The sequence below is a fragment of the Pseudomonas sp. LF020 genome, from assembly GCF_053456425.1.
In genome coordinates this window covers 725,835-752,176 of record NZ_JBRFIX010000001.1, presented here as the reverse complement: position 1 = coordinate 752,176, position 26,342 = coordinate 725,835, and the positions used below count along the sequence as shown (strand labels likewise).

29 protein-coding genes are annotated in these 26,342 nt (G+C 60.8%); 2 read left to right on the top strand and 27 right to left on the bottom strand.

Annotated elements, in window-relative coordinates; all coding sequences use genetic code 11:
* Positions 1-120: 120 nt before the first annotated feature.
* The 15 genes from ACU680_RS03555 to ACU680_RS03485 form a co-directional block, all read right to left on the bottom strand.
* Positions 121-1,089, bottom strand: coding sequence for a GTP 3',8-cyclase MoaA (locus tag ACU680_RS03555; RefSeq protein ID WP_064588674.1), 969 nt, complete (start codon positions 1,087-1,089; stop codon positions 121-123).
* A 137-nt stretch (positions 1,090-1,226) separates the two neighbouring features.
* Positions 1,227-1,865: a TetR/AcrR family transcriptional regulator gene (locus tag ACU680_RS03550; protein WP_007950805.1), complete on the bottom strand. Its 639-nt coding sequence runs from the start codon at positions 1,863-1,865 to the stop codon at positions 1,227-1,229.
* A gap of 458 nt (positions 1,866-2,323) precedes the next feature.
* Positions 2,324-3,115, bottom strand: coding sequence for a TatD family hydrolase (locus ACU680_RS03545; RefSeq protein WP_448178655.1), 792 nt, complete (start codon positions 3,113-3,115; stop codon positions 2,324-2,326).
* A 15-nt stretch (positions 3,116-3,130) separates the two neighbouring features.
* Positions 3,131-3,487, bottom strand: a complete 357-nt coding sequence (locus ACU680_RS03540; RefSeq protein ID WP_007967607.1) for a PilZ domain-containing protein — start codon at positions 3,485-3,487, stop codon at positions 3,131-3,133.
* Positions 3,488-3,529: 42 nt separating this feature from the next.
* The gene (locus ACU680_RS03535) at positions 3,530-4,513 is read right to left on the bottom strand and encodes a DNA polymerase III subunit delta' (RefSeq protein ID WP_448178654.1); all 984 of its coding nucleotides are present in this window, start codon (positions 4,511-4,513) and stop codon (positions 3,530-3,532) included.
* Positions 4,506-5,138, bottom strand: coding sequence for a dTMP kinase (gene tmk / locus ACU680_RS03530; RefSeq protein WP_007967603.1), 633 nt, complete (start codon positions 5,136-5,138; stop codon positions 4,506-4,508). The genes ACU680_RS03535 and tmk overlap by 8 nt, the downstream gene beginning before the upstream one ends.
* Before the next feature lie 19 nt (positions 5,139-5,157).
* The gene (gene mltG / locus ACU680_RS03525; protein WP_448178653.1) at positions 5,158-6,354 is read right to left on the bottom strand and encodes an endolytic transglycosylase MltG; all 1,197 of its coding nucleotides are present in this window, start codon (positions 6,352-6,354) and stop codon (positions 5,158-5,160) included.
* Positions 6,355-6,357: 3 nt separating this feature from the next.
* Positions 6,358-7,173, bottom strand: a complete 816-nt coding sequence (gene pabC / locus ACU680_RS03520; RefSeq protein ID WP_367085363.1) for an aminodeoxychorismate lyase — start codon at positions 7,171-7,173, stop codon at positions 6,358-6,360.
* Entirely contained in the window at positions 7,173-8,417 is a 1,245-nt protein-coding gene (gene fabF / locus ACU680_RS03515) for a beta-ketoacyl-ACP synthase II (protein WP_003227039.1), read from the bottom strand. The genes pabC and fabF overlap by 1 nt, the downstream gene beginning before the upstream one ends.
* A gap of 108 nt (positions 8,418-8,525) precedes the next feature.
* Complete coding sequence (gene acpP / locus ACU680_RS03510) at positions 8,526-8,762, bottom strand: acyl carrier protein (RefSeq protein ID WP_003175607.1); 237 nt, start codon at positions 8,760-8,762, stop codon at positions 8,526-8,528.
* A 196-nt stretch (positions 8,763-8,958) separates the two neighbouring features.
* Positions 8,959-9,699, bottom strand: coding sequence for a 3-oxoacyl-ACP reductase FabG (fabG, locus tag ACU680_RS03505; RefSeq protein ID WP_027612356.1), 741 nt, complete (start codon positions 9,697-9,699; stop codon positions 8,959-8,961).
* A 16-nt stretch (positions 9,700-9,715) separates the two neighbouring features.
* Positions 9,716-10,654 (bottom strand): ACP S-malonyltransferase, encoded by a 939-nt coding sequence (gene fabD / locus ACU680_RS03500; RefSeq protein WP_448178652.1) that lies wholly within the window; start codon positions 10,652-10,654, stop codon positions 9,716-9,718.
* A gap of 122 nt (positions 10,655-10,776) precedes the next feature.
* A complete protein-coding gene (plsX, locus tag ACU680_RS03495; protein ID WP_367085365.1) occupies positions 10,777-11,787 on the bottom strand; it encodes a phosphate acyltransferase PlsX in 1,011 nt (336 codons plus the stop codon).
* A 4-nt stretch (positions 11,788-11,791) separates the two neighbouring features.
* Positions 11,792-11,974: a 50S ribosomal protein L32 gene (gene rpmF / locus ACU680_RS03490; protein ID WP_003179396.1), complete on the bottom strand. Its 183-nt coding sequence runs from the start codon at positions 11,972-11,974 to the stop codon at positions 11,792-11,794.
* 13 nt (positions 11,975-11,987) lie between these two features.
* Positions 11,988-12,515: a YceD family protein gene (locus ACU680_RS03485; protein WP_003204262.1), complete on the bottom strand. Its 528-nt coding sequence runs from the start codon at positions 12,513-12,515 to the stop codon at positions 11,988-11,990.
* A 105-nt stretch (positions 12,516-12,620) separates the two neighbouring features.
* Between ACU680_RS03485 and ACU680_RS03480 the strand changes: the two genes are divergently transcribed.
* A complete protein-coding gene (locus ACU680_RS03480) occupies positions 12,621-13,199 on the top strand; it encodes a Maf family protein (protein WP_448178651.1) in 579 nt (192 codons plus the stop codon).
* 118 nt (positions 13,200-13,317) lie between these two features.
* Here ACU680_RS03480 and sppA read toward each other — a convergent pair whose 3' ends face one another.
* From sppA to rluC, 3 genes are read right to left on the bottom strand one after another with little or no spacing between them, the layout of a single operon-like run.
* Positions 13,318-14,307, bottom strand: coding sequence for a signal peptide peptidase SppA (sppA, locus tag ACU680_RS03475; protein ID WP_329696144.1), 990 nt, complete (start codon positions 14,305-14,307; stop codon positions 13,318-13,320).
* A 21-nt stretch (positions 14,308-14,328) separates the two neighbouring features.
* Positions 14,329-14,994 carry an HAD-IA family hydrolase gene (locus tag ACU680_RS03470; RefSeq protein WP_400764900.1) on the bottom strand — a complete coding sequence of 222 codons (666 nt, stop codon included), beginning with the start codon at positions 14,992-14,994 and terminating at the stop codon, positions 14,329-14,331.
* Positions 14,981-15,943: a 23S rRNA pseudouridine(955/2504/2580) synthase RluC gene (rluC, locus tag ACU680_RS03465; RefSeq protein ID WP_007950779.1), complete on the bottom strand. Its 963-nt coding sequence runs from the start codon at positions 15,941-15,943 to the stop codon at positions 14,981-14,983. Before rluC ends, ACU680_RS03470 begins: the two co-directional genes overlap by 14 nt.
* 699 nt (positions 15,944-16,642) lie before the next feature.
* On the opposite strand from rluC, the gene rne reads away from it, so the two are divergent.
* Positions 16,643-19,879 (top strand): ribonuclease E, encoded by a 3,237-nt coding sequence (gene rne, locus ACU680_RS03460; RefSeq protein WP_448178650.1) that lies wholly within the window; start codon positions 16,643-16,645, stop codon positions 19,877-19,879.
* 125 nt (positions 19,880-20,004) lie between these two features.
* Here rne and ACU680_RS03455 read toward each other — a convergent pair whose 3' ends face one another.
* From ACU680_RS03455 to ACU680_RS03415, 9 genes are all read right to left on the bottom strand, one after another.
* The gene (locus tag ACU680_RS03455; protein WP_448178649.1) at positions 20,005-20,595 is read right to left on the bottom strand and encodes a nucleotidyltransferase family protein; all 591 of its coding nucleotides are present in this window, start codon (positions 20,593-20,595) and stop codon (positions 20,005-20,007) included.
* Positions 20,592-21,572 carry an XdhC family protein gene (locus tag ACU680_RS03450; RefSeq protein WP_448178648.1) on the bottom strand — a complete coding sequence of 327 codons (981 nt, stop codon included), beginning with the start codon at positions 21,570-21,572 and terminating at the stop codon, positions 20,592-20,594. Before ACU680_RS03450 ends, ACU680_RS03455 begins: the two co-directional genes overlap by 4 nt.
* A 172-nt stretch (positions 21,573-21,744) precedes the next feature.
* Positions 21,745-22,761, bottom strand: a complete 1,017-nt coding sequence (gene murB / locus ACU680_RS03445) for a UDP-N-acetylmuramate dehydrogenase (RefSeq protein WP_448178647.1) — start codon at positions 22,759-22,761, stop codon at positions 21,745-21,747.
* Entirely contained in the window at positions 22,758-23,222 is a 465-nt protein-coding gene (locus ACU680_RS03440; RefSeq protein WP_400764413.1) for a low molecular weight protein-tyrosine-phosphatase, read from the bottom strand. Before ACU680_RS03440 ends, murB begins: the two co-directional genes overlap by 4 nt.
* Positions 23,222-23,986, bottom strand: coding sequence for a 3-deoxy-manno-octulosonate cytidylyltransferase (kdsB, locus tag ACU680_RS03435; RefSeq protein WP_400764411.1), 765 nt, complete (start codon positions 23,984-23,986; stop codon positions 23,222-23,224). Before kdsB ends, ACU680_RS03440 begins: the two co-directional genes overlap by 1 nt.
* Positions 23,983-24,168: a Trm112 family protein gene (locus ACU680_RS03430; protein ID WP_003174668.1), complete on the bottom strand. Its 186-nt coding sequence runs from the start codon at positions 24,166-24,168 to the stop codon at positions 23,983-23,985. Before ACU680_RS03430 ends, kdsB begins: the two co-directional genes overlap by 4 nt.
* Before the next feature lie 21 nt (positions 24,169-24,189).
* Complete coding sequence (gene lpxK / locus ACU680_RS03425) at positions 24,190-25,200, bottom strand: tetraacyldisaccharide 4'-kinase (protein WP_448178646.1); 1,011 nt, start codon at positions 25,198-25,200, stop codon at positions 24,190-24,192.
* Positions 25,200-25,628, bottom strand: a complete 429-nt coding sequence (locus tag ACU680_RS03420; RefSeq protein WP_025112998.1) for an ExbD/TolR family protein — start codon at positions 25,626-25,628, stop codon at positions 25,200-25,202. Before ACU680_RS03420 ends, lpxK begins: the two co-directional genes overlap by 1 nt.
* On the bottom strand, positions 25,625-26,260 hold the full coding sequence (locus tag ACU680_RS03415; protein ID WP_003227083.1) for a MotA/TolQ/ExbB proton channel family protein: 636 nt from the start codon (positions 26,258-26,260) through the stop codon (positions 25,625-25,627). Before ACU680_RS03415 ends, ACU680_RS03420 begins: the two co-directional genes overlap by 4 nt.
* Positions 26,261-26,342 lie beyond the last annotated feature (82 nt).

The following is a 26,342-nucleotide window of genomic DNA, read 5'->3' as shown; positions in this document are numbered from 1 at the left end:
GCTCGGCGGCGCCGCGCTCGAAAATCCGGGATTTAGAGTAAGCCGGACGAGCTGACATGAATGGATTTCGGGTTGACTGGCAACCCAGCGGGAGCAAGCTCCCTCGCCACAAAAGCCAGTTCAGCCGCCGATGATCTTCATGACCGTCGCACCACCGGAGAACGCCACTTCCTGCTTGTCGCCCAACGCCTTGACCAGCAAACGCTGCAATGCCGGCAATGCCTGATGACGCGGCTTGTCGAGCAGATCACCGACATAGTGGCGATTGCTCGACGACAGGCAGCCATGCAGCCAGCCGGTCGACGACAGACGCAAGCGCGAACAGGTCCGGCAGAACGGCACGCTTTCGTTGGCGATCACGCCGAAATGGCCTACGCCCGGGATCGCATAGCGCACGGCCGTGGCATCCACTGGCGCATCAGCCTGGGCGTACTCGTAGCGCTCGCCGATCAGACTCAGCAGTTGCTGCAGGCTGACGAACTGTTGCAGGAAGGCATTGGAGTCGGTGGCGAGGTGGCCCATGCGCATCAGCTCGATGAAACGCAGCTCGTAGCCACGCTCCAGGCAGTAATCGAGCAGCGGCATCACCTGATCCAGATTCTGCCCGCGCAACGGCACCATGTTGACCTTGATCTTCAGCCCCGCCGCTTTCGCCTGGTCCATGCCATCGAGCACGGTCGCCAGATCGCCGCCACGGGCGATGCTGCGAAACGCGCCGGCATCCAGGGTATCGAGGGATACGTTGATCCGGCGCAGACCGGCGTCCACCAGCAGCGGCAGCTTCTTCGCCAGGAGTTGACCGTTGGTGGTCAGGCTGATGTCTTCCAGGCCCATCTTGCCGACGGCGCTCATGAAAGATTCGAGTTTGGGGCTGACCAGTGGCTCGCCACCGGTGATGCGCAAGCGTTCGATGCCGGCGGCTTCGATCAGATACGCCACGCCGCGTGCCATGGCCTCGGCCGACAGTTCATCCTGCGCAGCCACCAGCCGCTTGCCGTTGGGCACGCAGTAGGTACAGGCGTAATTGCAGGCTGAGGTCAGGCTGATGCGCAAATTGCGAAAACGCCTGCCTTGACGGTCAACGATCATGATCACTCCGGCGATAGAATTTCGAGCCGCTAAAACTTGACTCACAAATCAAGTTTTAGCAAGCCCTATGCCTGAGTATATTCCTGCGGTACTGCGTCATGTAGCGAAATCATGGCGCAATAAGGCCGCTGAATGATTCAGCTGCTCGGGGTTTCCGGGTCGCGCTTGCGCTTGTTGCCCATGCGCACGCCAATGTCCATCAGGAACTGGAAGAAACCTTCCTGATCTTCCAGCACATTGCTCCAGAACGGCGAGTGATACAGCGCCACCGCGCCGTGCACCAGCGCCCAGGACGCGCAGTAGTGGAAGTATGGCGGCACGTCTTCGAGCTTGCCTTCGCTGATCCGGCCCTTGATGAGCAAGGTCAGGCGTTCGAAGTTCGAGGCACGGATCTTGTGCAGCTCCTCGACCATTTCCGGCACCTGATTGCCTTTTACGACCTTCTCTTCAAGACGGTCGAACAGGCGGTAGCGCTGCGGGTCGCGCATGCGGAATTCGAAGTAGGCACGGGACAGCGCTTCCTTGTCCTTGTCGACATCGGCCGAATGCAGCAGCTCGTTCAAATCACGCTCGTAATCGAGCATCAGGCGCAGATAGATCTCGGCCTTGGATTTGAAATGCTTGTAGATCGTGCCTTTGCCGATACCCACGGCATCAGCAATCATCTCGACGGTGACACTGTCTTCACCTTGTTCGAGGAACAGCTTGAGCGCGGTATCGAGAATTTCTTGCTCGCGGCGACGAAACTCACGGACCTTACGAGGTTCTTTGTGCATAAGAAAAGGTCTGAAGGGTCAAAATTCGAAGCCGCGTATTATGCCTAACTTGCGCAAAAATGCACGGATCATCCGACCATATCTGTGTTTCTTGTTCATTTTGCGAACGCTTGGGGCTCAATGAGAACTCAACTGAAGCGCCCGTATTCCAAATTTGTTTAAAAACCCCGACCGGCTAACTGGACTGAACGCCAGACTGATCAATACTTGAACTGTCGGCCGGCATCTCCCCCAAGTGCCGCGCCGGTAAAGGTACCAAGGGACCGCGTGCCTTTGTTTTACTCCTAATGGTCTTAACCCGGATTCACCCCCCAGAACCCGGGTTTTTTTTGCCCGGAATTTGCTGAAAAACCCCTGTCATTACGTACATCACACTTGCAGGAGCTGCCGTAAGCCTGCGATCTTTTGATTTTGAATCTTAAAAATCAACATCAAAAGATCGCAGCCTTCGGCAGCTCCTACATGGCGGATTTAACACTCGCCAAGGGGAACAGGCGCTTGAAGTTCTCGGTGGTCTGCTCGGCGAAACGTTCGTAGTTCTCACCGCGCAGCATCGCCAGAAACTCCGCGACTTCGCGCACGTACTGCGGCAGGTTCGGCTTGCCGCGATACGGGATCGGCGCCAGATACGGTGAGTCGGTCTCCACCAGCAGGCGATCGGCCGGCACTTTGCTCGCCACGTCGCGCAGAGCGTCGGCGTTGCGGAAGGTGACAATGCCCGACAGGGAAATGTAATAACCCATGTCCAGCGCCGCTTTGGCCATGTCCCAGTCTTCGGTGAAGCAATGCAGCACACCAGCCTGGGGCAACGCCGCTTCTCGCAGCAGCTCAAGGGTATCGGCACGGGCGCCACGGGTGTGGATGATCACCGGTTTGCCGGTCTGCTGCGCCGCTTGCAGGTGCAGGCGGAAGGAGGCCTGCTGCAGCTCGGCGGCTTCCGGTTCGTAATGATAATCCAGACCGGTTTCACCGATCGCCACCACTTTCGGGTGGTTGAGCTCGTGCAGCAGCCAGTCCAGCGCCGGCGCCGCGCCCGGTTGCACATCCAGCGGATGCACACCGACCGAGCAATCGACGTCGTCATAGCGTTCGGCGAGGGCTTTGACGTCGGCGGCGTTGTCGGCACTCACGCCGATGCACAGAAAGTGCCCTACCCCGCGCTGGCGAGCTGCAACGAGCGCAGCATCCAGCGAGCCGTCATGGGCGGCGAGGTCGAGGCGATCAAGGTGACAATGGGAATCTACGAGCATAAAAGAGACTGCAACTTACATCGTATGAGTGGGACGGTCGGATTTCAGTGCTCCGGCCAGATGGGTTTCGATGCGACTGCGGGCGGTGTTGTCGCCATCGTTGAATTGCACGCCGACGCCGGCTGCACGGTTGCCCTGGGCGCCTTTGGGGGTAATCCAGGCGACCTTGCCGGCCACCGGAATCTTCTCCGCCTCGTCCATCAGGTTCAGCAGCATGAACACCTCGTCGCCCAACTTGTAGCTCTTGTTGGTCGGGATGAACAGGCCACCGTTCTTGATGAACGGCATGTAGGCGGCGTACAGCACCGATTTGTCCTTGATCGTCAGGGACAGGATGCCGTTACGCGGCCCGGGGCTGATGGCTTCATTCATGTTGACCTCCACTGCTGATGTTCAGAGTCTAGGTACACATTCTTATCTTTGACCAGGCAATCCCGCCCATTGCACCAACAACGCTTCCAGCAGCAGTGCCGGGTTGAGGTTGGCTTTGCTCAGGACTTTCTGCCGCTGGGCGAGAATCCAGTCTTGAATATCGAGGACTTTGCCCTGGGCGCTTTTCTGCGCCAGGTACTGCACGACTTTACGCATGTCGGTCAGACCGAGGCCGGTTTCATCCTGGGTCAGTTGGTAGCGCAGGATCAGGCTCGACCAGTCGCAGTACCAGTCGAACAGGCGCAGCATCGGAATGTTTTTCCACTCCTCGGCCAGTTGCGTCGGCGATTGCTGCTGCTTGAGCAGCTTCTTCACCCCTTCGACCACCTGCGCCCGCTGTTCGCGCACGCCCTGGGACTGCAGACTGACCGCCGCCAGTGGCGAACCGGCTGCCAGCGTCAGCAATTCGATGCGTTCGTCTTCGGAACACTCCGGCAGCGCCTGCGCCAGCCATTGCAGGCTCATGGCCTCGCCCGGCAGCGGACATGCCTGCTGCACGCAGCGGCTCTTGATCGTCGGCAGCAAACGGCTCGGCTGGTGACTGACCAGCAACAGCACCGTATCGCCGGAGGGCTCCTCAAGGCTCTTGAGCAAAGCGTTGGCGGCGTTGATGTTCATCGACTCCACCGGCTCGATCAGCACCACCTTGCGCCCGCCCAGTTGCGCGGTCTGCACCACGAAACTGACCAGATCACGGACCTGATCGACCTTGATCGCCTTGTCGGCTTCTTCCGGCTCAAGGATGTAGTTGTCCGGGTGGCTGCCGGCCTTGAGCAGCAGGCAGGATTTGCACTCACCGCACGCCTCCGGCGTCGGACGCTGACACAGCAGGCTGGCCATCAGACGCTCGGCCAGCGCGCGCTTGCCGATCCCGGCCGGGCCGTGCAGCAGGTACGCGTGGGCGTGCTGGCTACGTCCGGCCAGTTGCTGCCAGAGGCTGTCCTGCCATGGATAGGCCTCAGCCACGAATCAGCTCCAGCAAGTTCGGAATCAGAGTATCCAGCGATTGCTGAACCTTGACCAATGGCTGACCGGCATCGATGCGCACATAGCGCGCTGGATCGGCTTCTGCGCGCTGCAGAAACGCATTGCGTACCGCTTCGAAAAACGCCCGGCCTTCCAGCTCAAACCGGTCCAGACGGCCACGGGCACTGGCGCGGGCCAGGCCGATTTCCACCGGCAGATCGAAAATCAGCGTCAGATCCGGACGCAGGTCGCCCTGAACGAACGTCTCCAGCGCGGCAATGCGCTCCAGCGACAAACCGCGACCGCCGCCCTGATAGGCGTACGTCGAGTCGGTAAAGCGATCACACAGCACCACCGCGCCGCGAGCCAGTGCCGGGCGAATCACTTCAGCCAGATGCTGAGCGCGTGCGGCGAACACCAGCAGCAGCTCGGTGTCGGGGTTCATGACTTCATCGGCCGGGGCCAGCAGCACATCGCGGATGCGCTCGGCGAGTGGCGTACCGCCGGGCTCGCGGGTCAGCACCACTTCGACACCTTCGGCGCGCAGGCGCTCGGCGAGGTATTCGCGGTTGGTGCTCTTGCCGGCGCCTTCCGGGCCTTCCAGGGTAATAAACAAGCCAGTCACAGGCAGTCCTTCATCAAAGTCATTGCGCGTTTTGCGGTGCGGTCGCGCCGGGCTCGGCAGCAGGAGCCGGTGTCGGTGCAGGTTCCTGAGCGGGAACCTGTGGCAACGCTTCAGGTGCGGTATCCGGAGAGGCAGCAGGAATCGTTTCCTCCGTCGCCGTGGCCGGAGCGGCCGGCGCATTCGCCGGGGCCGGGCTGGAGCGGTAATCGGCGCGGCGCTTGAGCTGGAACTCGCGCACCGCGCTGTTGTGCGCATCCAGATCATCGGAGAACACATGGCTACCGTCGCCACGGGCAACAAAATACAGACTGTTGCCTTCCACCGGATTCAGCGCGGCATGAATCGCCTCGCGGCCGACCATGGCAATCGGCGTCGGCGGCAATCCGGGAATCACATAGGTGTTGTAGGGTGTCGGCTCCTTGAGATGAGCACGGGTCAACTTGCCGGTGTAGCGATCGCCCAGGCCGTAGATCACGGTCGGGTCGGTTTGCAACTGCATGCCCAGCGCCATGCGGCGCACGAACACGCCGGCAATCTGCCCCCGCTCCTGCGGCACACCGGTTTCCTTTTCCACCAGCGAGGCCATGATCAGCGCCTGATAAGGTTCAGTGTACGGTGCATCGGCCGAGCGGTTCTCCCACTCCTTGGCCAACACTTCATCGAGACGATCATAGGCTTTCTTCAGCAAGTCGACGTCGGAGAAACCCCGCACGAAGCGATAAGTGTCCGGGAAGAATCGACCCTCGGGGAACAATCCGCGATGACCGATTTTCTCCATCACCTCACTGTCGCTCAAACCCTTGAGGGTCTGCTCGATCTTTTCATCTTTGGCCAGTGCGGCGCGGACCTGGTGAAAATTCCAGCCCTCGACCAGCGTCAGGCTGTACTGCACCACTTCACCACGTTTCCACAAGTCGATCAGACCGTTGACAGTCATGCCCGGCTGCATGCGGTATTCACCACTATGGATCGGCGTGCCGGCCAGGTTGAAGCGCCAGTAGATGCGCAGCCAGAAGGCGTCCTTGATGACTCCATCGGTTTCAAGTTCAAGGAAGGTACGGGTCGGCGTCGAGCCTTTCGGCACATCCAGCAGTTCTTCCTGCGTGATGTTCAGGGGCTGTTCCAGCGCCGAATGAATTTTCCAGGCGCTGGCGCCCATCAGCAGCCCTGCCAGAACCAGTCCGGTTTCCAGCAGCAGCAAGAGTTTACGTCTCACGAATCAGGCATCCAGTAGCGCGCGGGCAATGGTCTGCAGTTTACGGGTGAGCGGGCCAACCGGCCAGCTCAGTGCAGCGTAGGCGCGTACCGGCCAGACGCCATACACGCTGTTGCAGATAAAGACTTCATCAGCCCATTGCAGCTGTTCGAGGCTGATGTCGGTGATTTGGCTGGGGATGGCCAATGACTCGGCCTGAAACAATATTTCAGCACGCATCACACCGGCCACGCCGCAGCGTTTCAGATCCGGGGTGATCAATACGCCGTCGCGCACCACAAACAGGTTGCTGAACACGCCTTCGATGACCCGCCCGGCCTGATCGAGCATCAAGCCTTCGGCGTGTTCGCTGTCGTGCCATTCGGCGCGGGCAAGTACTTGCTCCAGACGATTGAGATGCTTGAGCCCGGCCAGCAATGGCTGATTCGACAACCGCGTGACGCAGGGAAACAGACGCACGCCCTGCTCGCCATGCACGGCAGGATAAGCCGCAGGCGGGTTGCCTTGCAGAATGCGCCGGCCCTGCGCCGCAGGATCGGGCGCATAGCCACGCAAGCCATCACCTCGGGTGAGGATCAGCTTGAGCACGCCCTCGCCCATTGCCGCGGCATAAGCCAGCAGCTCGCTGCGAACCAGTTCGATATCGGCCGAGATGGCCAGACGCGAGCAACCTTCGGCCAAACGCGTCAAATGACGCTCCAGCAATACCGGCTGGCCGCCGTGCACGGCAATGGTCTCGAACAGACCATCGCCGTAAGCCAGGCCGCGATCTTTCAGCGACAGAGCGTCAGCCGGTTGACCGTCGACCCAGCTGTCCATCAACCGGCGAACCGACGGAACGCCAACGTGCCGTTGGTGCCGCCAAACCCGAAGGAGTTGGACAGTACGACGTCGATATCCATGTTGCGCGCAGTGTGCGGCACGAAGTCGAGATCGCAGCCTTCATCCGGCTCGTCGAGGTTGATGGTCGGCGGGGCCACCTGGCTATTGATCGCCAGCACACTGAAGATCGCCTCGACCGCGCCCGCCGCACCCAACAGGTGACCGGTCATCGACTTGGTGGAGCTGACCGCCAGGTTGTAGGCGTGATCACCGAACACGGTCTTGATCGCGTTGGCTTCGGCAAGGTCGCCGGCCGGGGTCGAGGTACCGTGGGCGTTGATGTACTGCACCTGGTCGATATTGATCTTCGCATCGCGCAGGGCATTGGTGATGCAGCGCGCTGCACCAGCACCATCAGCGGGTGGTGACGTCATGTGGAACGCATCGCCACTGGTGCCGAAGCCGATCAGCTCGGCATAGATCGTCGCACCACGGGCCTTGGCGTGTTCAAGTTCTTCGAGTACCAATGCACCGGCACCGTCAGACAACACGAAGCCATCACGGCCCTTGTCCCACGGACGGCTGGCGCGGGTCGGCTCGTCGTTGCGGGTCGACAGCGCACGGGACGCGCCGAAGCCGCCCATGCCCAGACCGCACGCGGCCATCTCGGCGCCGCCGGCGATCATTACGTCGGCCTCGTCGTACATGATGTTGCGCGCGGCCATGCCAATGCAGTGCGTACCGGTGGTACAGGCAGTGGAAATGGCGTAGTTCGGCCCCTGTGCACCCAGATGGATGGACAGAAAACCGGAAATCATATTGATGATCGAGCCTGGCACGAAGAATGGCGAGATTCGACGCGGGCCCGTCTCATGCAGGGTACGGCTGGTTTCTTCGATGTTGGTCAGACCGCCGATGCCCGAACCCATGGCCACGCCAATGCGCTCACGGTTGGCGTCGGTGACTTCCAGACCAGCATTGCGAACAGCCTGAAAACCCGCGGCCAGACCGTACTGAATGAACAGGTCGAGCTTGCGTGCTTCCTTGACCGACAGGTATTCCTCGACATTGAAGCCCTTTACCGAGCCGCCAAAACGGGTGGAATAGGCAGAAAGGTCGGTGTGTTCGATCAGACCAATGCCACTGCGGCCAGCCAGAATGCCCTGCCAACTGCTCGGCACATCCGTGCCCAGTGGCGACAACATACCCATACCGGTGACTACGACGCGTCTACGCGACACAGCACTCTCCTTTTTCAAATGACGACTTTGCATCAGGCCTAAAGAAAAAACCGCACGCCATGATGGCAGTGCGGTTTTTCCATGACAGCAGACAACGATTACAAACTATTACGCCTGGTGGCTAGTAACGTAGTCGATTGCAGCTTGTACAGTAGTGATCTTCTCAGCTTCTTCGTCAGGGATTTCGGTCTCGAATTCCTCTTCCAGAGCCATCACCAGCTCAACGGTGTCAAGGGAGTCGGCACCCAGGTCTTCAACGAAGGAAGCAGTGTTGACCACTTCTTCTTCTTTAACGCCCAGTTGCTCGGCAACGATTTTCTTGACGCGCTCTTCGATGGTGCTCATACCTTGTTTTCACTCCTAATGGACAAATTCAGGCAGCTGGCCAGTGGGTAAGTGTATAGAAAGGCTTTTCAGCTTTTCAACTGAAAGCTTCACTCCTCAAACCCTGCGGCCCTCTGCCTATAAATAGATTGCAGCTTTATAACGGATTTTAGACAGCTCGTATGACATTTTTTTGAAGCAATCCGTCACATTTTACTTACATGTACATCCCACCGTTCACCGGGATTGTAGCCCCAGTGACGTATGCCGCACCGTCGGATGCAAGAAAAGCGACCACCGAAGCGATCTCTTGAGCTTGTCCCAGACGGCCCAGCGGAATCTGCGTCTGCAAGGCTTCACGCTGTGCTTCCGGCAGTTCGCGGGTCATATCGGTGTCGATGAACCCTGGGGTTACCGAGTTGACCGTAATCGAACGCGAACCGACTTCACGCGCCATTGCACGGCTGAAACCTTCCAGACCGGCCTTGGCGGCTGCATAGTTTACTTGGCCTGCGTTGCCCATGGCACCCACCACCGAGCCAATACTGATAATTCGGCCCCAGCGCGCCTTGGTCATGCCACGCAAAACGCCCTTGGACAGGCGATACAGACTGTTCAGGTTGGTATCGATCACGTCGTACCATTCATCGTCTTTCATGCGCATCATCAGGTTATCGCGGGTGATGCCGGCATTATTGACCAGAATCGCCGGCGCGCCGAACTGCTCCTGAATGCTCGCGATCACGGCGGCAACGGATTCGTCGCTGGTGACGTTCAGTTCCAGGCCGGTACCTTGAATGCCGTGCTCCTTGAGCGTGGCAGCAATCGCCTCGGCACCCTTGGCGGAGGTCGCGGTGCCAACAACGATGGCGCCCTGACGACCCAGTTCCAGTGCGATAGCCTGGCCGATACCGCGGCTTGCACCGGTGACCAGTGCAACTTTACCTTGCAGACTCATGCAAGTTTCTCCTGATTCAGGCCAGCGCTGCACGGGCGGCAGCGAAAGCGTCTGGGGTATTGAGGTTGGAAGTCGAAACGCCTTCGGCGCAACGTTTGTTCAGACCGGCCAGCACTTTGCCCGGGCCGCATTCGACCAGACTGGTAGCGCCTTTGGCCGCCAGCGTCTGAACCGATTCAACCCAGCGAACCGGCTTGTACAGTTGTTCGAGCAGATCACGCTTGAGGGTTTCCAGATCGGCCGGCACTTGCGCGCTGACGTTCTGTACCACCGGAATCTGCGGCGCCTGCCAGTTAATGGCGGCGATGGATTCGGCAAAGCGCTCGGCAGCCGGACGCATCAGCTCGCAGTGCGAAGGTACGCTCACCGGCAACGGCATGGCACGCTTGGCACCACGGGCCTTGCAGCCTTCGATGGCGCGCTCGACGGCAGCCTTGGCACCGGCAATCACTACCTGGCCTGGCGAGTTGAAGTTCACCGCACTGACCACTTCGCCTTGCGCCGCTTCGGCGCAGGCTGCCAACACATCAGCGTCTTCCAGACCGAGGATGGCAGCCATGCCGCCCTGCCCGGCCGGAACGGCTTCCTGCATCAGCTGGCCACGGCGCTCAACGAGCTTCACCGCGTCCGCCAGGCTCAGGCTGCCGGCAGCAACCAGTGCGCTGTATTCACCCAGGCTGTGACCGGCAACAAATGCCGGACGCGCGCCGCCTTCAGCCAGCCACAGACGCCACAGGGCGATCGAAGCGGTCAGAATGGCCGGTTGGGTTTTGTCGGTTTGATTGAGCAGCTCTTCCGGGCCCTGCTGGGTCAGTGCCCACAGGTCATAGCCCAGAGCCTCAGAGGCTTCTTTGAAGGTTTCGAGGATCAACGGATATTCCGCGCCCAGCTCGGCGAGCATGCCGAGGGACTGCGAACCCTGTCCTGGAAAGACGAATGCGAGGGAAGCAGACATGTAACAAGCCCCTAATGATCTTGTCGTCGAAAATGACGTCCCGCTGGGGGACGCAAGAAACTGACAGTTGGATGGCCCTTTGAACCGGGCGGTCACATTTAAGCATTGTCCGACGAAAACGCCTAAGACAACAGATCCTCCAGACGACCGTGGAGGCGCTCGGGCAAGTTCTCCTGAATCTCGATCAGCGCGCGCTGAATCGCGCTCTGAAAGCCCTGAACCCCGGCCGAACCGTGACTTTTCACCACGATACCCTGCAAGCCGAGGAAGCTTGCGCCGTTATGTCGCGCCGGCGCCAGATCAGCCTGCAGGCGCTTCATCAATGGCAGGGCCAAAGCACCTACCACGCGCGAAGCAAGGTTTTTCCTGAACAAGGCTTCGATGCGCGCGGCGATCATCGTCGCCAGCCCTTCGCTGGACTTGAGCAGGATATTGCCGACAAAACCGTCACAGACCACCACATCCGCCTCGCCGCGATACAGACCATCGCCCTCGACAAAACCGATGTAGTTGATGCCGCGCGCAGCCTGCAGCAGCGTCGCCGCCAGCTTGACCTGCTGATTGCCCTTGATGTCCTCGGTGCCGATATTCAGCAGCGCGACGCGCGGCCGGGCGATGCCCAGCGTCTGCGCCGCCACCGAGCCCATCACCGCGAACTGCAACAGATGCTCGGCGCTGCAATCGACGTTGGCGCCCAGGTCGAGCAACTGGCAATAACCCTTTTGCGTCGGAATCGCCGCCACCATCGCCGGCCGATCAATCCCCGGCAAGGTCTTGAGCACGAAACGCGACAGCGCCATCAACGCACCGGTATTGCCGGCACTGACACAGGCCTGAGCCTTGCCGTCACGCACCAGTTCCAGGGCGACACGCATCGACGAGTCCGGCTTGCCACGCAAGGCCTGGGTCGGCTTTTCGTCCATGGTGATGACTTCAGACGCCGGGACAATCGTCAGGCGCGCGCGATCGGCAGCCGATTGACCGTTGATCAGTTCTTCAAGTAGGGAGGGTTGACCGACGAGGGTCAGGTGCAGCGAGGGCGTAGCAGAAAGGCAAGCAAGGCTGGCCTGAACAATGCTGCGGGGACCGAAGTCCCCGCCCATTGCGTCAATCGCGATGACTTGAGCAGACAAGTGATTACTCGTCAGCGCCCTTGTCGATCACTTTACGGCCACGGTATACGCCTTCTGGCGATACGTGGTGACGCAGGTGAACTTCACCAGTGGTTTTTTCTACAGACAGGGTGCTAGCCTCGAGAGCGTCGTGCGAACGGCGCATGTCACGGGCAGAGCGGGATTTTTTGTTCTGCTGAACAGCCATAATTGATTAACTCCTAAACGTTTGGGTCACGCTTTAACTGCGCCAATACACTGAACGGGTTGGACCGCGTTACCTCGTCCTCGCTCGGTTCGGGTTCATCTGCTCCCGCCGGCTGCTGGCATTCTTCCGGATGATGAGCAGGCACAATGGGCAAGGCGAGCAGAAGCTCCTCCTCGATCAGTGACTGCAGATCCAATGGATCTTCGCCCAGTTCCAGCACGTCATAACCTTTCGGTAACGACTGGGTATTCGCACCCTCCTTCACGACAGCGTAACTGCATTCGCTGTGGATCGGCAGGGTGACCAGCTCAAGACAACGCTGGCAAACCATTTTGACTTCGGTGTCGATAAAGCTGTGGATCACCACAGATTTACGTTCATCTCGTTCAAAAACGAATTTGGCCTGCACCGTACCGACATCGTCGGAAAGCGGGTCGCAGAGTCTCTTCAAATCGGCCAGCAGCAGTTCACCTTGAAGGGTGGTGCCACGGTCAGCCAATTTGCGCGGGTCAACGTGAGGTGGAATCGGGTCATTCAACATAGGCGCAGCATTATAGGGATGCCCCCACCCATGTCAAAGGAAATTGTGCCCTGTCCGTCACTTGCGTGCCTCCGCTAGAATTCGCGCCTGCCTCAGGAGACGCCAATGCTGCCTTTATTACTTGCTTCCAGCTCGACTTATCGCCGGGAATTGCTCGCCCGCCTGCGCCTGCCGTTCGTCTGCAGCTCGCCGGATATCGACGAAAGCCACCAATCTGGCGAATCGGCCATCGAACTGGTCAAGCGCCTCGCCGAACAGAAAGCCCGGGCACTGGCTGCCAGCCACCCCGCTCACCTGATCATCGGCTCGGACCAGGTCGCAGTGCTCGGCGAACGCATCATCGGCAAGCCACACACCTTCGACAAGGCCCGCGAGCAGTTGCTGGCCGCCAGCGGCGCCAGCGTGACCTTCCTCACCGGCCTGGCCTTGCTCAACAGCCAGACCGGCCACTGCCAGGTCGACTGCGTGCCGTTCACCGTACACATGCGCCAGCTCGACGAAGCGCGTATCGAACGCTACCTGCACCTGGAGGAACCCTACGACTGCGCCGGCAGCTTCAAGGCCGAGGGCTTGGGCGTAAGCCTGTTTCAGTCCACCGAAGGGCCTGACGCCACCAGCCTGATCGGCCTGCCGCTGATTCGCCTGATCGACATGTTGCTGGCCGAGGGCGTGCAAATCCCTTAAAGCAAAAGATCGCAGCCTGCGGCAGCGCCTACAGGTTTCATGTCACCGCAAAAAATGCGATCGGACATGAAACCTGTAGGAGCTGCCGCAGGCTGCGATCTTTTGATCTACCAGCGAATCAGCGCAACGATGGCCCGTGGAACCCCATCCACATCGCCAACTGCTCAGCCACACTGGCACCAAGCTTCTTCGAGAAGCGGTCGAACGGCGATTCCTGCACGGTGAAATCCACCAACTCTTTCTCACCGATCACATCACGCGCCACCGAACTGGCATTGCCCAGACCATCGATCAAGCCCAACGGCAGCGCCTGCTCGCCGGACCAGACCAGCCCGGAAAACAACTCCGGATGTTCCTTGTCCTTCAGGCGATCGCCACGACCCTGCTTGACGCTATTGATGAATTGCTTGTGCGTGGTGTCGAGCACGGTCTGCCAGAACGCAGTCTCGTCAGGCTTCTGCGGCTGGAACGGATCCAGAAACGATTTGTGCTCACCCGAGGTGTAAGTACGACGCTCGACGCCCAGCTTGTCCATGGTGCCGACAAAACCGTAACCCGCCGCCGTCACACCGATGGAGCCGACCAGACTGGCCTTGTCGGCATAGATCTGATCCGCCGCGCTGGCGATGTAATAGGCACCGGATGCGCCAAGATCGGAAATCACCGCGTACACCTTGGTATCCGGGTGCAGGGCGCGCAAACGCTTGATCTCGTCGTATACGTAACCCGACTGCACCGGACTGCCGCCAGGGCTGTTGATCCGCAGGATCACACCTTTGACTTTCTTGTCCTCAAAGGCTGCGCGCAGGCTGCCGACGATGTTGTCGGCACTGGCCGGCTCCTTGTCGGCAATCATGCCGGTGACGTCGATCAGCGCGGTGTAGTTCGGGCCACGAGTTGCGCTTTTTTCCATGTCCATCAACGGCGTGAACAGGATCAGCGCAACGAACAGATAAACAAACGTCAGCAGCTTGAAGAAAATCCCCCAACGCCGTGAGCGACGCTGCTCCTGCACGCTGGCCAGCAGGGTTTTCTCCAACAGCTTCCAGCTCTTTGCGTCACCGTCGTCGGCACTTGCCTTGGCCGGTGCTTTCCATTCGTCGGTCATCCAGTCCACCCCAGAAAAAACTTATTTGGCCTGCTGCCCCAGCCAGGCATGCAACTCACTAAAATGGTCGATCGACAGGCACGGCTCAAACTGCTGCAGCGATTCAATCGACTGCGCACCGTAACTAACCGCCACCGAAGCCATGCCCGCATTGCGCGCCATCAGCAGATCGAAGGACGAATCCCCGACCATCAGCGCCTGCTCAGGACGTACGCCGCAATGCGCGAGAATCTGCTCGAGCATCAACGGGTGCGGCTTGCTTGCGGTTTCGTCCGCAGCGCGGGTGATATCGAAATAATCTTCCCAGCCATTGGCCTTGAGCACCCGATCCAGTCCGCGACGATTCTTGCCGGTCGCGACCGCCAGGTGATAGCCCTGCTCGCGAAACGACGCCATCGACTCGACTACACCCTCGAACAGTGGCGAAGGCACGGCTTCTGCCGCGATGTAGTGATCAGCGTAATACTCGCGAAACGAGGTCATCTCGGCATCACTGATGTCCGGGTACAAGGTGCGGATCGCCTCGGGCAAGCCCAAGCCGATGATGCCCTTGACGGCAAAATCATCGCGCAACTCGAAACCGGAACGCGCGGACGCAGAATGCATCGCCTCGACAATCCGATGAATGGAATCGGCCAGCGTGCCGTCCCAATCGAAAATCAGCAGTTTGTAATCAGATGGGCGCACTCAATCGCTCCACGGTCTTGGCCCACATTTCATCGACCGGCGCCTGCAACTTGAGTTCACCGCCATCGGGCAGCGGCACGGTCAGCATGTAGGCGTGCAGAAACAGGCGCTTGCCGCCCAGATCACGGATTTCCTTGCTGAAACCGTCATCGCCGTACTTGGTGTCGCCGGCAATGCAGTGCCCGGCGTGCAACGTGTGGACGCGGATCTGGTGAGTGCGGCCGGTGATCGGCTTGGCTTCGATCAGGGTGGCAAAGTCGCCGAAGCGACGCAGGACCTTGAACACGGTCACCGACTCCTTGCCCTCCTCCTCGTCAACCTCGACCATGCGCTCGCCGGAGCGCAGGTTGCTCTTGCCGAGCGCCGCGCGGACTTGCTTGATCGAGGTCGCCCAGTTGCCGCGAACCAGCGCCATATAGCGCTTGTCGACACCGTCACCGCGCAAAGCGGCGTGCAAGTGCCGCAACATGCTGCGCTTCTTGGCGATCATCAGCAGACCGGAGGTGTCACGGTCGAGACGGTGAACCAGCTCCAGCTCCTTGGCATCGGGGCGCAACTGACGAAAGGCTTCGATCACGCCGTAATTCAAGCCGCTGCCGCCGTGAACCGCAATGCCGGCGGGCTTGTTGATCACGATCAAGGCTTTGTCTTCGTAGACAATCGAGGCTTCCAGACGCTGCAACAGGCCTTGAGCCAGTGGCACCGGTTCGTCGCGCTCAGGCACACGAACCGGCGGCACGCGCACGATATCGCCGGCCTGCAGCTTGTATTCGGGCTTGATCCGCCCCTTGTTCACGCGCACTTCGCCTTTACGCAAAATGCGGTAAATCAAGGTCTTGGGCACGCCTTTGAGCCGGGCAAGGAGGAAATTGTCGATTCGTTGGCCGGCATACTCCGGCGAGACTTCAAGCAGTTGAACGCCTGGAGTCGAAGGGGCAGTAGTTGTCATGCCGCGGATGATAACAATTTTTATGGAATTGAAGCACTTAATCATTGCTGCTATAGTCGCGAACGCCGCCAAAAGCGGCCTGGACAGCGGAACCACGGTCAAAAACCGGCCCTGACCAACGCAATTCACCAGGACGCGAGGCCGTCCTACGGGGCTTTCGCTACGTAACGGTGGAGTTTGCAGTTGTAACAAGCGCAGGTGACATGAGGCCTGAATTACACCGTCGAGCAGAGTTTTCACTCGCCTGACAGGCACATATTCGAGGCCAGTTCACAAAGTGCAGTCAGCTGCAGATGACCCCGAGCGAAGGCTTCGGAAACATCGCCTGAATTAGCCATGATGCGTGACCTCCCCTTTCGGAGCTCACGGTAAATGCCAACCCGCTGCGGATTCTGCGCGCGGCAGCACCCGAATTATCAGGGATACGTGTAGGGTGGAGATGCACAACCGCCGGACTGTGTAGCAATAGGCTTTATCAAGACGCTTCATCTCGTCCACAGCCGCTGGTTGATTCCTCCTCCTGACTGAGTGCTTAAGTAGCCACAGCAAGCAGGACGCGTACGTCGCGATATCGGCCCAATTGGCCTGACATCGCTGGACACGGGAATGGCCAACCACTCCCGACGCACCTGACACCGACCGTGAGAAGTCGTGTGTGCCGAACGCCGTTTCCGGCAGCCCGGAAACCGACGGTACTACATGAAAAGAATGCTGATTAACGCAACTCAACCCGAAGAGTTGCGTGTTGCACTGGTAGATGGCCAACGCCTCTACGACCTGGACATCGAATCCGGTGCACGCGAGCAGAAGAAGGCCAACATCTACAAAGGCCGTATCACTCGCATCGAACCAAGCCTTGAGGCTGCCTTTGTCGATTTCGGCTCCGAGCGCCACGGCTTCCTGCCCCTCAAAGAAATCTCCCGCGAATACTTCAAGAAAGCCCCTGAAGGCCGCGTCAACATCAAGGACGTCCTGAGCGAAGGCCAGGAAGTCATCGTTCAGGTCGAAAAAGAAGAACGTGGCAACAAGGGCGCTGCCCTGACCACCTTCATCAGCCTGGCCGGTCGTTACCTCGTGCTGATGCCGAACAACCCGCGTGCCGGCGGTATCTCCCGTCGCATCGAAGGCGAAGAGCGCAACGAACTGCGTGAAGCGCTGAACGGCCTGGTTGCACCCGCCGACATGGGTCTGATCGTGCGTACTGCCGGCCTGGGCCGCAGCAGCGAAGAAATGCAGTGGGACCTCGACTACCTGCTGCAACTGTGGACCGCCATCAAAGAAGCCTCGCTGGATCGCTCCGCGCCATTCCTGATCTACCAGGAAAGCAACGTGATCATCCGCGCCATCCGCGATTACCTGCGCCAGGACATCGGCGAAGTGCTGATCGACAGCGTTGAAGCCCAGGACGAAGCCCTGACTTTCATCCGCCAGGTGATGCCGCAGTACGCCAGCAAGATCAAGCTGTACGAAGACAGCGTGCCGCTGTTCAACCGTTTCCAGATCGAAAGCCAGATCGAGACCGCTTTCCAGCGCGTCGTCGAACTGCCTTCCGGTGGCTCCATCGTCATCGATCCGACCGAAGCCCTGGTGTCCATCGACATCAACTCGGCGCGCGCCACCAAAGGCAGCGACATCGAAGAAACCGCCCTGCAGACCAACCTTGAAGCCGCCGAAGAAATCGCCCGTCAGTTGCGCCTGCGCGACATCGGCGGCCTGATCGTCATCGACTTCATCGACATGACCCCTGCCAAGAACCAGCGCGCCGTGGAAGAGAAAGTCCGCGAATGCCTGGAAGCCGACCGCGCTCGCGTGCAGATCGGCCGCATTTCGCGCTTCGGCCTGCTGGAAATGTCCCGTCAACGCCTGCGTCCATCGCTGGGCGAAAGCAGCGGCATCGTCTGCCCGCGCTGCAACGGTACCGGCATCATCCGTGACGTCGAATCGCTGTCGCTGGCGATCCTGCGCCTGATCGAAGAAGAAGCCCTGAAAGACCGCACTGCCGAAGTGCGCGCCCAGGTGCCGATCCCGGTCGCCGCGTTCCTGCTCAACGAAAAACGCAACTCGATCACCAAGATCGAACTGCGCACCCGTGCCCGTATCGTCATTCTGCCGAACGATCACCTCGAAACCCCGCACTTCGAAGTTCAGCGGCTGCGTGACGACAGCCCGGAAGCCGCGACCAACCAGTCCAGCTACGAAATCGCTGCGGCCGCTGCCGAAGTCGAAGAAGTCCAGCCAGCCGCTGCGACCCGCACCCTGGTTCGCCAGGAAGCCGCGGTCAAGACTGCCCCGGCCCGCGCCAATGCGCCGGTGCCAACCGAAGTCGCCGCGCCTGCCGCTGCTGCACCGGCTCCGGTTGCCGCGCCAGAGCCAAGCCTGTTCAAGGGCCTGGTGAAATCGCTGGTCAGCCTGTTCGCTACCAAAGAAGAGCCAGCCGCTCCGGTCGTCGTTGAAAAACCGGCCACCGAGCGTCCGGCCCGCAACGAAGAGCGTCGCAACGGTCGTCAGCAGAGCCGCAACCGTAACGGTCGCCGCGATGAAGAGCGCAAGCCGCGCGAAGAACGTGCACCGCGTGAAGAACGCGCGCCACGCGAGCCGCGTGAAGAGCGTCAGCCACGTGAAGCCCGTGAAGTTCGCGAGCCGCGTGAGGCGCGCACCGAGGCGCCAGCCGCCCGCGAAGAACGTGCTCCACGTGCTCCGCGTGAAGAACGTGCACCACGTGCGCCACGTGAAGACCGCAAGCCACGTGGCGAGCGTGAAGAGCGCGTGCGTGAACTGCGCGAGCCACTGGACGCCGCTCCGGCTGCACCAGTCGCTGCTGCTGCCGCTGTGGTCGCAGAAGAGCGTCCGGCCCGTCAGCCACGCGAAGAGCGCGCACCGCGCCCACCGCGTGAAGAGCGTCAACCGCGTGCCGAACAGGCTGCTGCGGTAGCCGAAGAAGAAGTGCTCACCGGTGAAGAGCAACTGCCGGAAGACGGTCAGGACAACGCCGAAGGCGATCGTCCACGTCGTCGCTCCCGTGGTCAGCGTCGTCGCAGCAACCGTCGCGAGCGTCAGCGTGATGCCAACGGCAACGTGATCGAAGGTTCGGAAGAGTCCGAGTCCGGCGAAAACGCTGAAACAGCACCAAGCACTGCCGATCTGGCTGCCGGCCTGGCCGTGACCGCCGCTGTTGCCAGCAGCGTGATCAGCGCTCCGGCCGAGGCACAGGCTCACGAGCAAGCCGAACGCGCCACCGCCGCTGTTCAGGAAACCGCTCCAGTGGAAGCGCCGGTTGTTGAGGCCACTACCCCAGTGGAAGTGGTTGCTGCTCCGGAAGTCGAAGTGGCACCGGTTCAAGAAACGCTGCCTCAGGTTGAAGCCGCTGCAGAACCTGCCGTTGAAGCGTCCGTCGTGGCCGCAGAGCCGGTGGCTGAAACCGTCGCTGAAACCGTGACCGAAACCGTGCGTGAAGTTCGCGAAGAACAGACCGCGTTCAACTGGGTTGCCGAGCCTGCTGTCACCGAAACGCCAGCGCCGGTTGTTGAAGCTCCAGTGGTTGAAGAAGCCAAGGCTGCCGAGCCAGTGGTTGAAGCCGCTGCACCTGCTCCAGCGCCAGTGGTAGAAGCGCCAGCCGTCGAGGCGCCAGTGGTTGCCGAAGAGCCTGCTCCAGTGGTTGAAGCCCCTCCGGTCAGCGCCCTGACGCCAAACGGCCGTGCGCCAAACGACCCACGTGAAGTGCGTCGCCGCAAGCGTGAAGCCGAGCGCCTGCAGAAGGAAGCCGAACTGGCTGCCGCCGCTGCTCCGGCTGCTGAAGTGGTCGAGGTTGCTGCTTCCGTGACTGAAGAAGCGGTGGTTGAGTCGGTCATCGCCGAAGCACCACGCTCCGTTCAGGACGCGGTCGAGCATCACCAAGCGGCCGAGGAAAAAGAGCACGAGCCTAAACCGCTCGTCTGATTCCGAAAGCCAATAAAAAGCCCCGCCCGGTGAAAACCTGGCGGGGCTTTTTATGCCGTTCAAAAGATCAAAAGATCGCAGTCCCTGTAGGAGCTGCCGAAGGCTGCGATCTTTTGATCTGGCTTTTATTTAAACACCAACGCCTCAGGCACATCGATATCCCACAACACCCCGGGATCATCCACCACCACTTCAACCACCCGCCCCTGCTTGAACAACGGCCTGGCGCCGCGATCACCACTCAACGCCTGCAACCCCGGCCCGAACGAACGCCCGAACCCCACCGGATGGCCGAACTCGCCCTCCTGCACCGGCACACTCACCGCATCCTCGGCAATCGCCGCCGCCACCCGCTCAATACTCGACGGCAGGATAAACGGCATGTCACCCAGCACGATCAACCAGCCATCCGCCTCGGGGCAGGCTGCGACGCCAGCCGCAATACTGTCACCCATCCCGGTCGATTCAATCGAGACCACCGCACAGCCATAGGCCTGCGCCATGCGCATCGCCTGCGGCCGCGCTTCAGTGGTCACCAGCACCCGCTTGTCGAGGTTGGCCGGCAGATTCAGCAACACTTGCTCGATCACCGAGCGCACCGCGCCATCACGCCCGGTGCAATCGGCCAGCAACTTGTCCTTGTCGGCACCGGCAACCTGGCGAAAGCGGCTGCCCTCGCCCGCCGCCAGCACAATCACTGCAATGGATCGACTCATGCGCCCTCCACGACTTTCTTCTGTTTCAACTCGACGCCGTTCTTGATCGCGACGATTTCCGCCAATAACGACAGGGCAATCTCCGCCGGTGAATGGCTGCCGATGTGCAGACCGATCGGCCCGTGCAATCGCGCAATGGCTGATTCTGACAAGCCTAGCTGAGCCAGATTGTCCCGGCGCTTCTGGCTGTTGACCCGCGAACCCAGTGCGCCGACATAGAACGCCGGCGAATCGAGCGCGGTGAGCAACGCCATATCATCCAGACGGGGATCGTGGGTCAGCGCGACGATGGCCGTGCGTTCGTCCGTCTGAATGCTCAGCACCGCATCGTCCGGCATGCCCGAAACGAAACGCCCATGGTGTTCCTCCCAGCCGTAGGCGAACTCGGTGCGCGGATCGCAGATCAGCACTTCGAAATCCAGCAGCCGGGCCATATCAGCCACATACCGTGACAGCTGTCCGGCGCCGATCAACAGCAGACGCCAGCGCGGGCCATAAATGGTGCGCAGAGTCTTGCCGTCGAATTCGAGCGCATCGGATTTGCTCGCCGTCGACAGCACAACCTCACCGGTTTCGATGTTCAGCTCACGGGCGACAATCTCATGGGCTTCACAGCGGGCGAGCAATTCGGCGACCCACGCCGGATCAGCGACCCGCTCTTCGGTCAGGCGCAGCGTGCCGCCACAGGGCAAGCCGAACCGCGCCGCCTCCTCGCGGGTGACGCCATAGGTAATCAGCTGCACCGGCGGGCTGTCGCTGGTGATGCGCCCGTCGTGCAGGCGGGCGATCAAGTCATCCTCGACACAACCGCCCGACACCGAGCCGATCACCACGCCATCCTCGCGCAACGCGAGCATCGCTCCCGGCGCCCGGGGCGCGGTGCCCCAGGTCTGCACCACACTGAACAGCACCACCCGCTGCCCGGCGCGGCGCCATTCGAGCACGCTGCGCAGGACGTTGAGATCGGCGCTGTCCATCAGGCGAATATCCGCTGTTGAGAGTGCCAGACCTGAAATTTCAGGGTAATCATGGGTTCATCCGCAGAAGGTTTCGGCTATGGCCGGCAGTTTACGTCAACCCTGCGACCAACAAAAAAGCCCTGCACTTTCCATTCGTGCAGGGCTCTGGGTGCTGCTTGAAAGCGTAGCCTCAATAGCGATTGGGCTCCATTTCCAGTTCGACATTGAAACGTTCGGCAATGTCTTTCTGGATGCGTTGCGCCAGATCCAGCAATTGCAGGCCGGTGGCCGCGCCGTAGTTGACCAGCACCAGCGCCTGCAACTTGTGCACGCCCGCATCGGCCTCGCGAAAACCTTTCCAGCCAGCGCGCTCGATCAGCCAGCCGGCAGCCAGTTTCATCTGCCCGTCCGGCTGCGCATAGGCCACCAGATCCGGGTGTTGCGCCTTGATCTGCTCGACCAACGCCGCTGATACCAGAGGATTCTTGAAGAAACTGCCGGCATTGCCGAGCACTGCCGGATCAGGCAGTTTTTCGCTGCGGATGCTGCAGATCGCGCGGCTGACGTCGGTGGGCGTCGGTTGCTCGATGCCCTGCTCGGTCAGGCGTTGACGCACCGGGCCGTACTCCAGATGCAGGTGCGCGACACGATCGAGCTTGAAGCGCACCCGCAGGATCAGCCAACGCCCCGGCTGCTGCTTGAACAGGCTGTCGCGGTAGGCGAAGTTGCATTCTTCCAGGCTGAAGTCGCGCAGTTCGCCGGTCTCGCGATCCAGTGCGGTGAGGCCGGCAAACACGTCCTTGATCTCGACGCCGTAGGCGCCGATGTTCTGCATCGGCGCCGCGCCAACAGTACCGGGGATCAGGCTGAGGTTTTCCAGACCGGAAAAACCCTGCGCCAGCGTGTGCTGCACGAACGGATGCCACGGCTCGCCGGCTTCGGCTTCGATCACCACGCGGTCGCCGTCGTCGATCAGCCGAATGCCTCGGCTGGCCATGCGCAGCACCAGCGCTGGAATGTCAGCAGTCAGCAGCAAGTTGCTGCCGCCGCCGATCACCAGTAACGGCAGATCATGGGCAGTCGCATAGGCCAGGGCTTCGCGCACGTCGGCGTCGCTGTGGGCCTCGGCGAACAACTGCGCGCGCACATCCACGCCAAAACTGTTGAACGGTTTCAGCGAAACCTGTGATTGAAGCTGCAAACTCATAACCGGCCCTTCACTTCGATCAACAGTTGGTCACACGCTGCCTCGATCAGGTCCAGTACCTGCTCGAAACCCTGATCGCCGTCGTAGTACGGATCCGGCACTTCATCGACCACACCGGCATAACGGCGCAGGAACAGGTCCAGCTCGGCCTTGCCAGTGGACGGCTGCAGAGCCTTGAGGTTACGCAGGTTGCTGTTGTCCATGGCCAGAATCAGGTCGTAACTGGCGAAATCGGCACGGCTGACCTGCTGCGCGCGTTGCGCCGACAGGTCATAACCACGCAGTTTGGCTGCGGCCTGGCTGCGCTTGTCCGGCGGGTTGCCGACGTGCCAGTCACCGGTGCCGGCGGAGGCCACTTCGACCTGATCCGCCAGCCCGGCTGCACGCAGTTTGTGACGCAACACGCCTTCAGCGGTGGGCGAACGGCAGATGTTGCCCAGGCACACGAACAGAACGCGCATCAGGCCTCCAGCAGGCGACGAACGCGCTCGAGGTCTTCAACGGTGTCGACGCCGGTTGGCGGCGCGATCAACGCATCGGCGACATGAATCCGCACGCCGTGCCACAGGGCACGCAGTTGTTCGAGGGATTCCGTGTTTTCCAGCCAGCACGGGCCCCAGCTCACGAAGTCCTGGAGGAATCCGGCACGGTAGGCATAAATGCCGATGTGGCGACGATACGGCACGCCTTCCGGCAACTGCTCGCGGCTCTTGGCGAAGGCATCGCGGGCCCACGGCAAGGTCGCGCGACTGAAGGTCAGCGCCAGACCATTGAGGTCGCTGACGACCTTGACCACGTTCGGGTTGAACAGGGTCTCCACGTCTTCGATCGGCTCAGCCAGGGTGGCCATGCGCGCTTCGGTATGGGCCGCGAGATTGGCCGCGACCTGATCGATCACGCTTGGCGGAATCAGCGGCTCGTCACCCTGCACGTTGACCACGATCGCGTCCGGCGCAAGGCCCAGTTTGGCGGCGACTTCCGCCAGACGATCGGTGCCGGAATTGTGGTCTTCACGGGTCAGCACCACTTCCGCGCCGAACGCCTTGCACGCCTCTACGATGCGCACATCGTCGGTCGCCACCACCACACGGCTGGCGCTGCTTTTGCTCGCCTGTTCCCAGACGTGCTGGATCATCGATTTGCCAGCGATGTCCAGCAGCGGTTTGCCCGGCAGGCGGGTCGAGGCGTAACGCGACGGGATGACAACGGTGAAGGCAGTGGTCATTTATCCAGACGCTCGTCGGTGGTCAGGGTACGTGCTTCGCTTTCGAGCATCACCGGGATGCCGTCGCGGATCGGATAGGCCAGGCCGGCGCCCTTGCTGATCAGTTCGGTCTTGTCGGCGCTGAGCTTGAGCGGGCCTTTGCAGATCGGGCACGCGAGGATATCGAGCAATTTGGTGTCCATGAACATTCCCTGGATAAAGAGTTAAGGCAAAAGACGATCGGGCAACAGGCGCATCAACTGGGTGTCGAACCAGGCCACGAAGGCCGGTGACGGCACGGCATCGACCGCCAGATACCACCAGTCGTCTGCGGCGAAGGCACGGCACTTCACCGCGTCCTTTTCGGTCATCACCAACGGCAATGACGGTGTGAAATTCAAGGCCTGCACGCTGTATTCGGCGTGGTCGGCAAACGCATGGGGGATTGCCCGCCAGTCTAGCGCTTCGAGGGTATTGAAGAAACGTTGCGGATTGCCGATCCCGGCCACCGCGTGCACCGCTTGACCGGGCGCAAAATGCGCCAGCGGCTGGCGCTCGCCGCTGCGCAGATTGACCAGCGCCGTCGGTTGCAGGCGAAAGGCGAAACCGTCTTCGCGATCCGCCGTGGCACCGTTGAACAGCACGCCATCGACGCTTTGCAAGCGCTCGATCGGCTCGCGCAACGGACCGGCCGGCAGGCAACGCTTGTTGCCCAGGCCTCGGGCGGCGTCGATCAGCACCAGCTCCAGATCCCGCGCCAAGCGGTAGTGCTGCATGCCGTCGTCGGAGAGGATCAGGTCCAGAGGTTCACTGGCGAGCAGCGCTTTGACCGCCGCGCTGCGATCAGGATCGATCATCAGCGGCACACCGGTGCGCTGCACGATCAGCAGCGGTTCGTCACCGGCGATATCGGCGCCTTGATCGGCCTCGACCCGCCACGGCAGTTGCGGCGGTTTGGCGCCATAGCCACGGCTGACCACGCCGACGCGCAGACCGGCGCGGCGGCAATGCTCGATCAGCCACAGGATCATCGGTGTCTTGCCGGTGCCGCCCACCGTGATGTTGCCGACCACGATTAACGGCACCGGTGGCTGATAGATCTGGCCTTCACCGTCGAGAAAACGCTGACGCTTGTTGACCACCACGCGGCGGTAGAGCATTTCCAGCGGCCGCAGCAGCGTCAGGGCCGGATGCCCCTGATACCACGCGGCGAGCAAACGATCGGACAGGCTCATCAGGATTTGGGCGCCGCCTCGACCGTGGTCATGCGCAGATGGCTGAAACCGAGCTTGCCGGCCGCGTCCATGGCGGTGATCACTGATTGGTGTTGGGTCTTGCCGTCAGCGCTGATCGACAACGGCATATTGGTGTCACCGTTGGCTTCTTTCTGCATGGCTTCCATCAGCGTTGCCAGGTCGTTTTTCGGCAGAATCCTGTTGTTCACCGAAAATACGCCTTCGGCGCTGATCGCGACGTCCAGTTGTTTGAGCTGCTGGTCTTCGGCCGGCGATCCGCTGACCGACTCCGGCAAATCGACACGCAGCTGGGTTTCGCGGGTGAAGGTGGTGGTCACGACGAAAAACAGCAACAGGATGAACACCACGTCGATCAGCGACGCGAGGTTGATGTCGATCGTTTCCCGGGGTTTGCGACGGAATTTCACGCTTTGTCCCCGGCCAGATCGACGTCACGGTCGCCCTGCACCACTTCGACCAGTTTGATCGCTTCCTGCTCCATGCCCACCACCAGCTCATCGATGCGGCGTTGCAGGAAACGGTGGAAGAACACCGACGGAATACCGACCATCAGGCCCGCCGCCGTGGTGATCAGTGCCTTGGAAATACCGCCGGCCAGGACCGAGGCGTTGGTGGTCATGCCGGAACCGGTGAAGGCGCTGAAAATGTCGATCATGCCCAGTACCGTGCCCAACAGGCCCAGCAACGGCGACATGGCGGCAATCGTGCCCAGCGCGTTGACGTAGCGTTCGAGCTCGTGAATCACCCGCGCCGCGGCTTCTTCGATGCATTCCTTCATGATCTCGCGACCATGCTTGGAGTTGGCCAGACCCGCGGCGAGGATTTCACCCAGCGGCGAATTGGCGCGCAATTCCTTGAGCTTTTCTTTATTGAGCTGCTTGTCCTTGATCCAGACCCAGACCTGGCCCAGCAGATGCTCGGGGGTGACGCGGCTGGCGCGCAGGGTCCACAGGCGCTCGGCGACAATCGCCATGGCCGCGATGGAACTCAGAATGATCGGCAACATCATCCAGCCGCCGGATTTGACCAATTCCCACACAGTGACAGTCCCCTCGAAAAAGTGCGCCACTTTACCATACCGGTTCGCGATTAAGACCCGCCGCCCCGACGACCTGATGCCG

Bases quoted from the DNA above. Each gene is read 5' to 3' on its own strand.
- ACU680_RS03545 (WP_448178655.1), bottom strand. From the start codon at position 3,115: ATGCTCGTAGATTCCCATTGTCACCTTGATCGCCTCGACCTCGCCGCC.
- rne (WP_448178650.1), top strand. From the start codon at position 16,643: ATGAAAAGAATGCTGATTAACGCAACTCAACCCGAAGAGTTGCGTGTT.
- lpxK (WP_448178646.1), bottom strand. From the start codon at position 25,200: ATGAGCCTGTCCGATCGTTTGCTCGCCGCGTGGTATCAGGGGCATCCG.
- rluC (WP_007950779.1), bottom strand. From the start codon at position 15,943: ATGACAACTACTGCCCCTTCGACTCCAGGCGTTCAACTGCTTGAAGTC.
- ACU680_RS03440 (WP_400764413.1), bottom strand. From the start codon at position 23,222: ATGCGCGTTCTGTTCGTGTGCCTGGGCAACATCTGCCGTTCGCCCACC.
- ACU680_RS03450 (WP_448178648.1), bottom strand. From the start codon at position 21,572: ATGGACAGCGCCGATCTCAACGTCCTGCGCAGCGTGCTCGAATGGCGC.
- ACU680_RS03550 (WP_007950805.1), bottom strand. From the start codon at position 1,865: ATGCACAAAGAACCTCGTAAGGTCCGTGAGTTTCGTCGCCGCGAGCAA.
- acpP (WP_003175607.1), bottom strand. From the start codon at position 8,762: ATGAGCACCATCGAAGAGCGCGTCAAGAAAATCGTTGCCGAGCAACTG.
- rpmF (WP_003179396.1), bottom strand. From the start codon at position 11,974: ATGGCTGTTCAGCAGAACAAAAAATCCCGCTCTGCCCGTGACATGCGC.
- ACU680_RS03485 (WP_003204262.1), bottom strand. From the start codon at position 12,515: ATGTTGAATGACCCGATTCCACCTCACGTTGACCCGCGCAAATTGGCT.
- kdsB (WP_400764411.1), bottom strand. From the start codon at position 23,986: ATGACCACTGCCTTCACCGTTGTCATCCCGTCGCGTTACGCCTCGACC.
- ACU680_RS03455 (WP_448178649.1), bottom strand. From the start codon at position 20,595: ATGAGTCGATCCATTGCAGTGATTGTGCTGGCGGCGGGCGAGGGCAGC.
- ACU680_RS03480 (WP_448178651.1), top strand. From the start codon at position 12,621: ATGCTGCCTTTATTACTTGCTTCCAGCTCGACTTATCGCCGGGAATTG.
- murB (WP_448178647.1), bottom strand. From the start codon at position 22,761: ATGAGTTTGCAGCTTCAATCACAGGTTTCGCTGAAACCGTTCAACAGT.
- pabC (WP_367085363.1), bottom strand. From the start codon at position 7,173: ATGGACAGCTGGGTCGACGGTCAACCGGCTGACGCTCTGTCGCTGAAA.
- ACU680_RS03540 (WP_007967607.1), bottom strand. From the start codon at position 3,487: ATGAATGAAGCCATCAGCCCCGGGCCGCGTAACGGCATCCTGTCCCTG.
- ACU680_RS03555 (WP_064588674.1), bottom strand. From the start codon at position 1,089: ATGATCGTTGACCGTCAAGGCAGGCGTTTTCGCAATTTGCGCATCAGC.
- sppA (WP_329696144.1), bottom strand. From the start codon at position 14,307: ATGACCGACGAATGGAAAGCACCGGCCAAGGCAAGTGCCGACGACGGT.
- fabG (WP_027612356.1), bottom strand. From the start codon at position 9,699: ATGAGTCTGCAAGGTAAAGTTGCACTGGTCACCGGTGCAAGCCGCGGT.
- ACU680_RS03430 (WP_003174668.1), bottom strand. From the start codon at position 24,168: ATGGACACCAAATTGCTCGATATCCTCGCGTGCCCGATCTGCAAAGGC.
- fabD (WP_448178652.1), bottom strand. From the start codon at position 10,654: ATGTCTGCTTCCCTCGCATTCGTCTTTCCAGGACAGGGTTCGCAGTCC.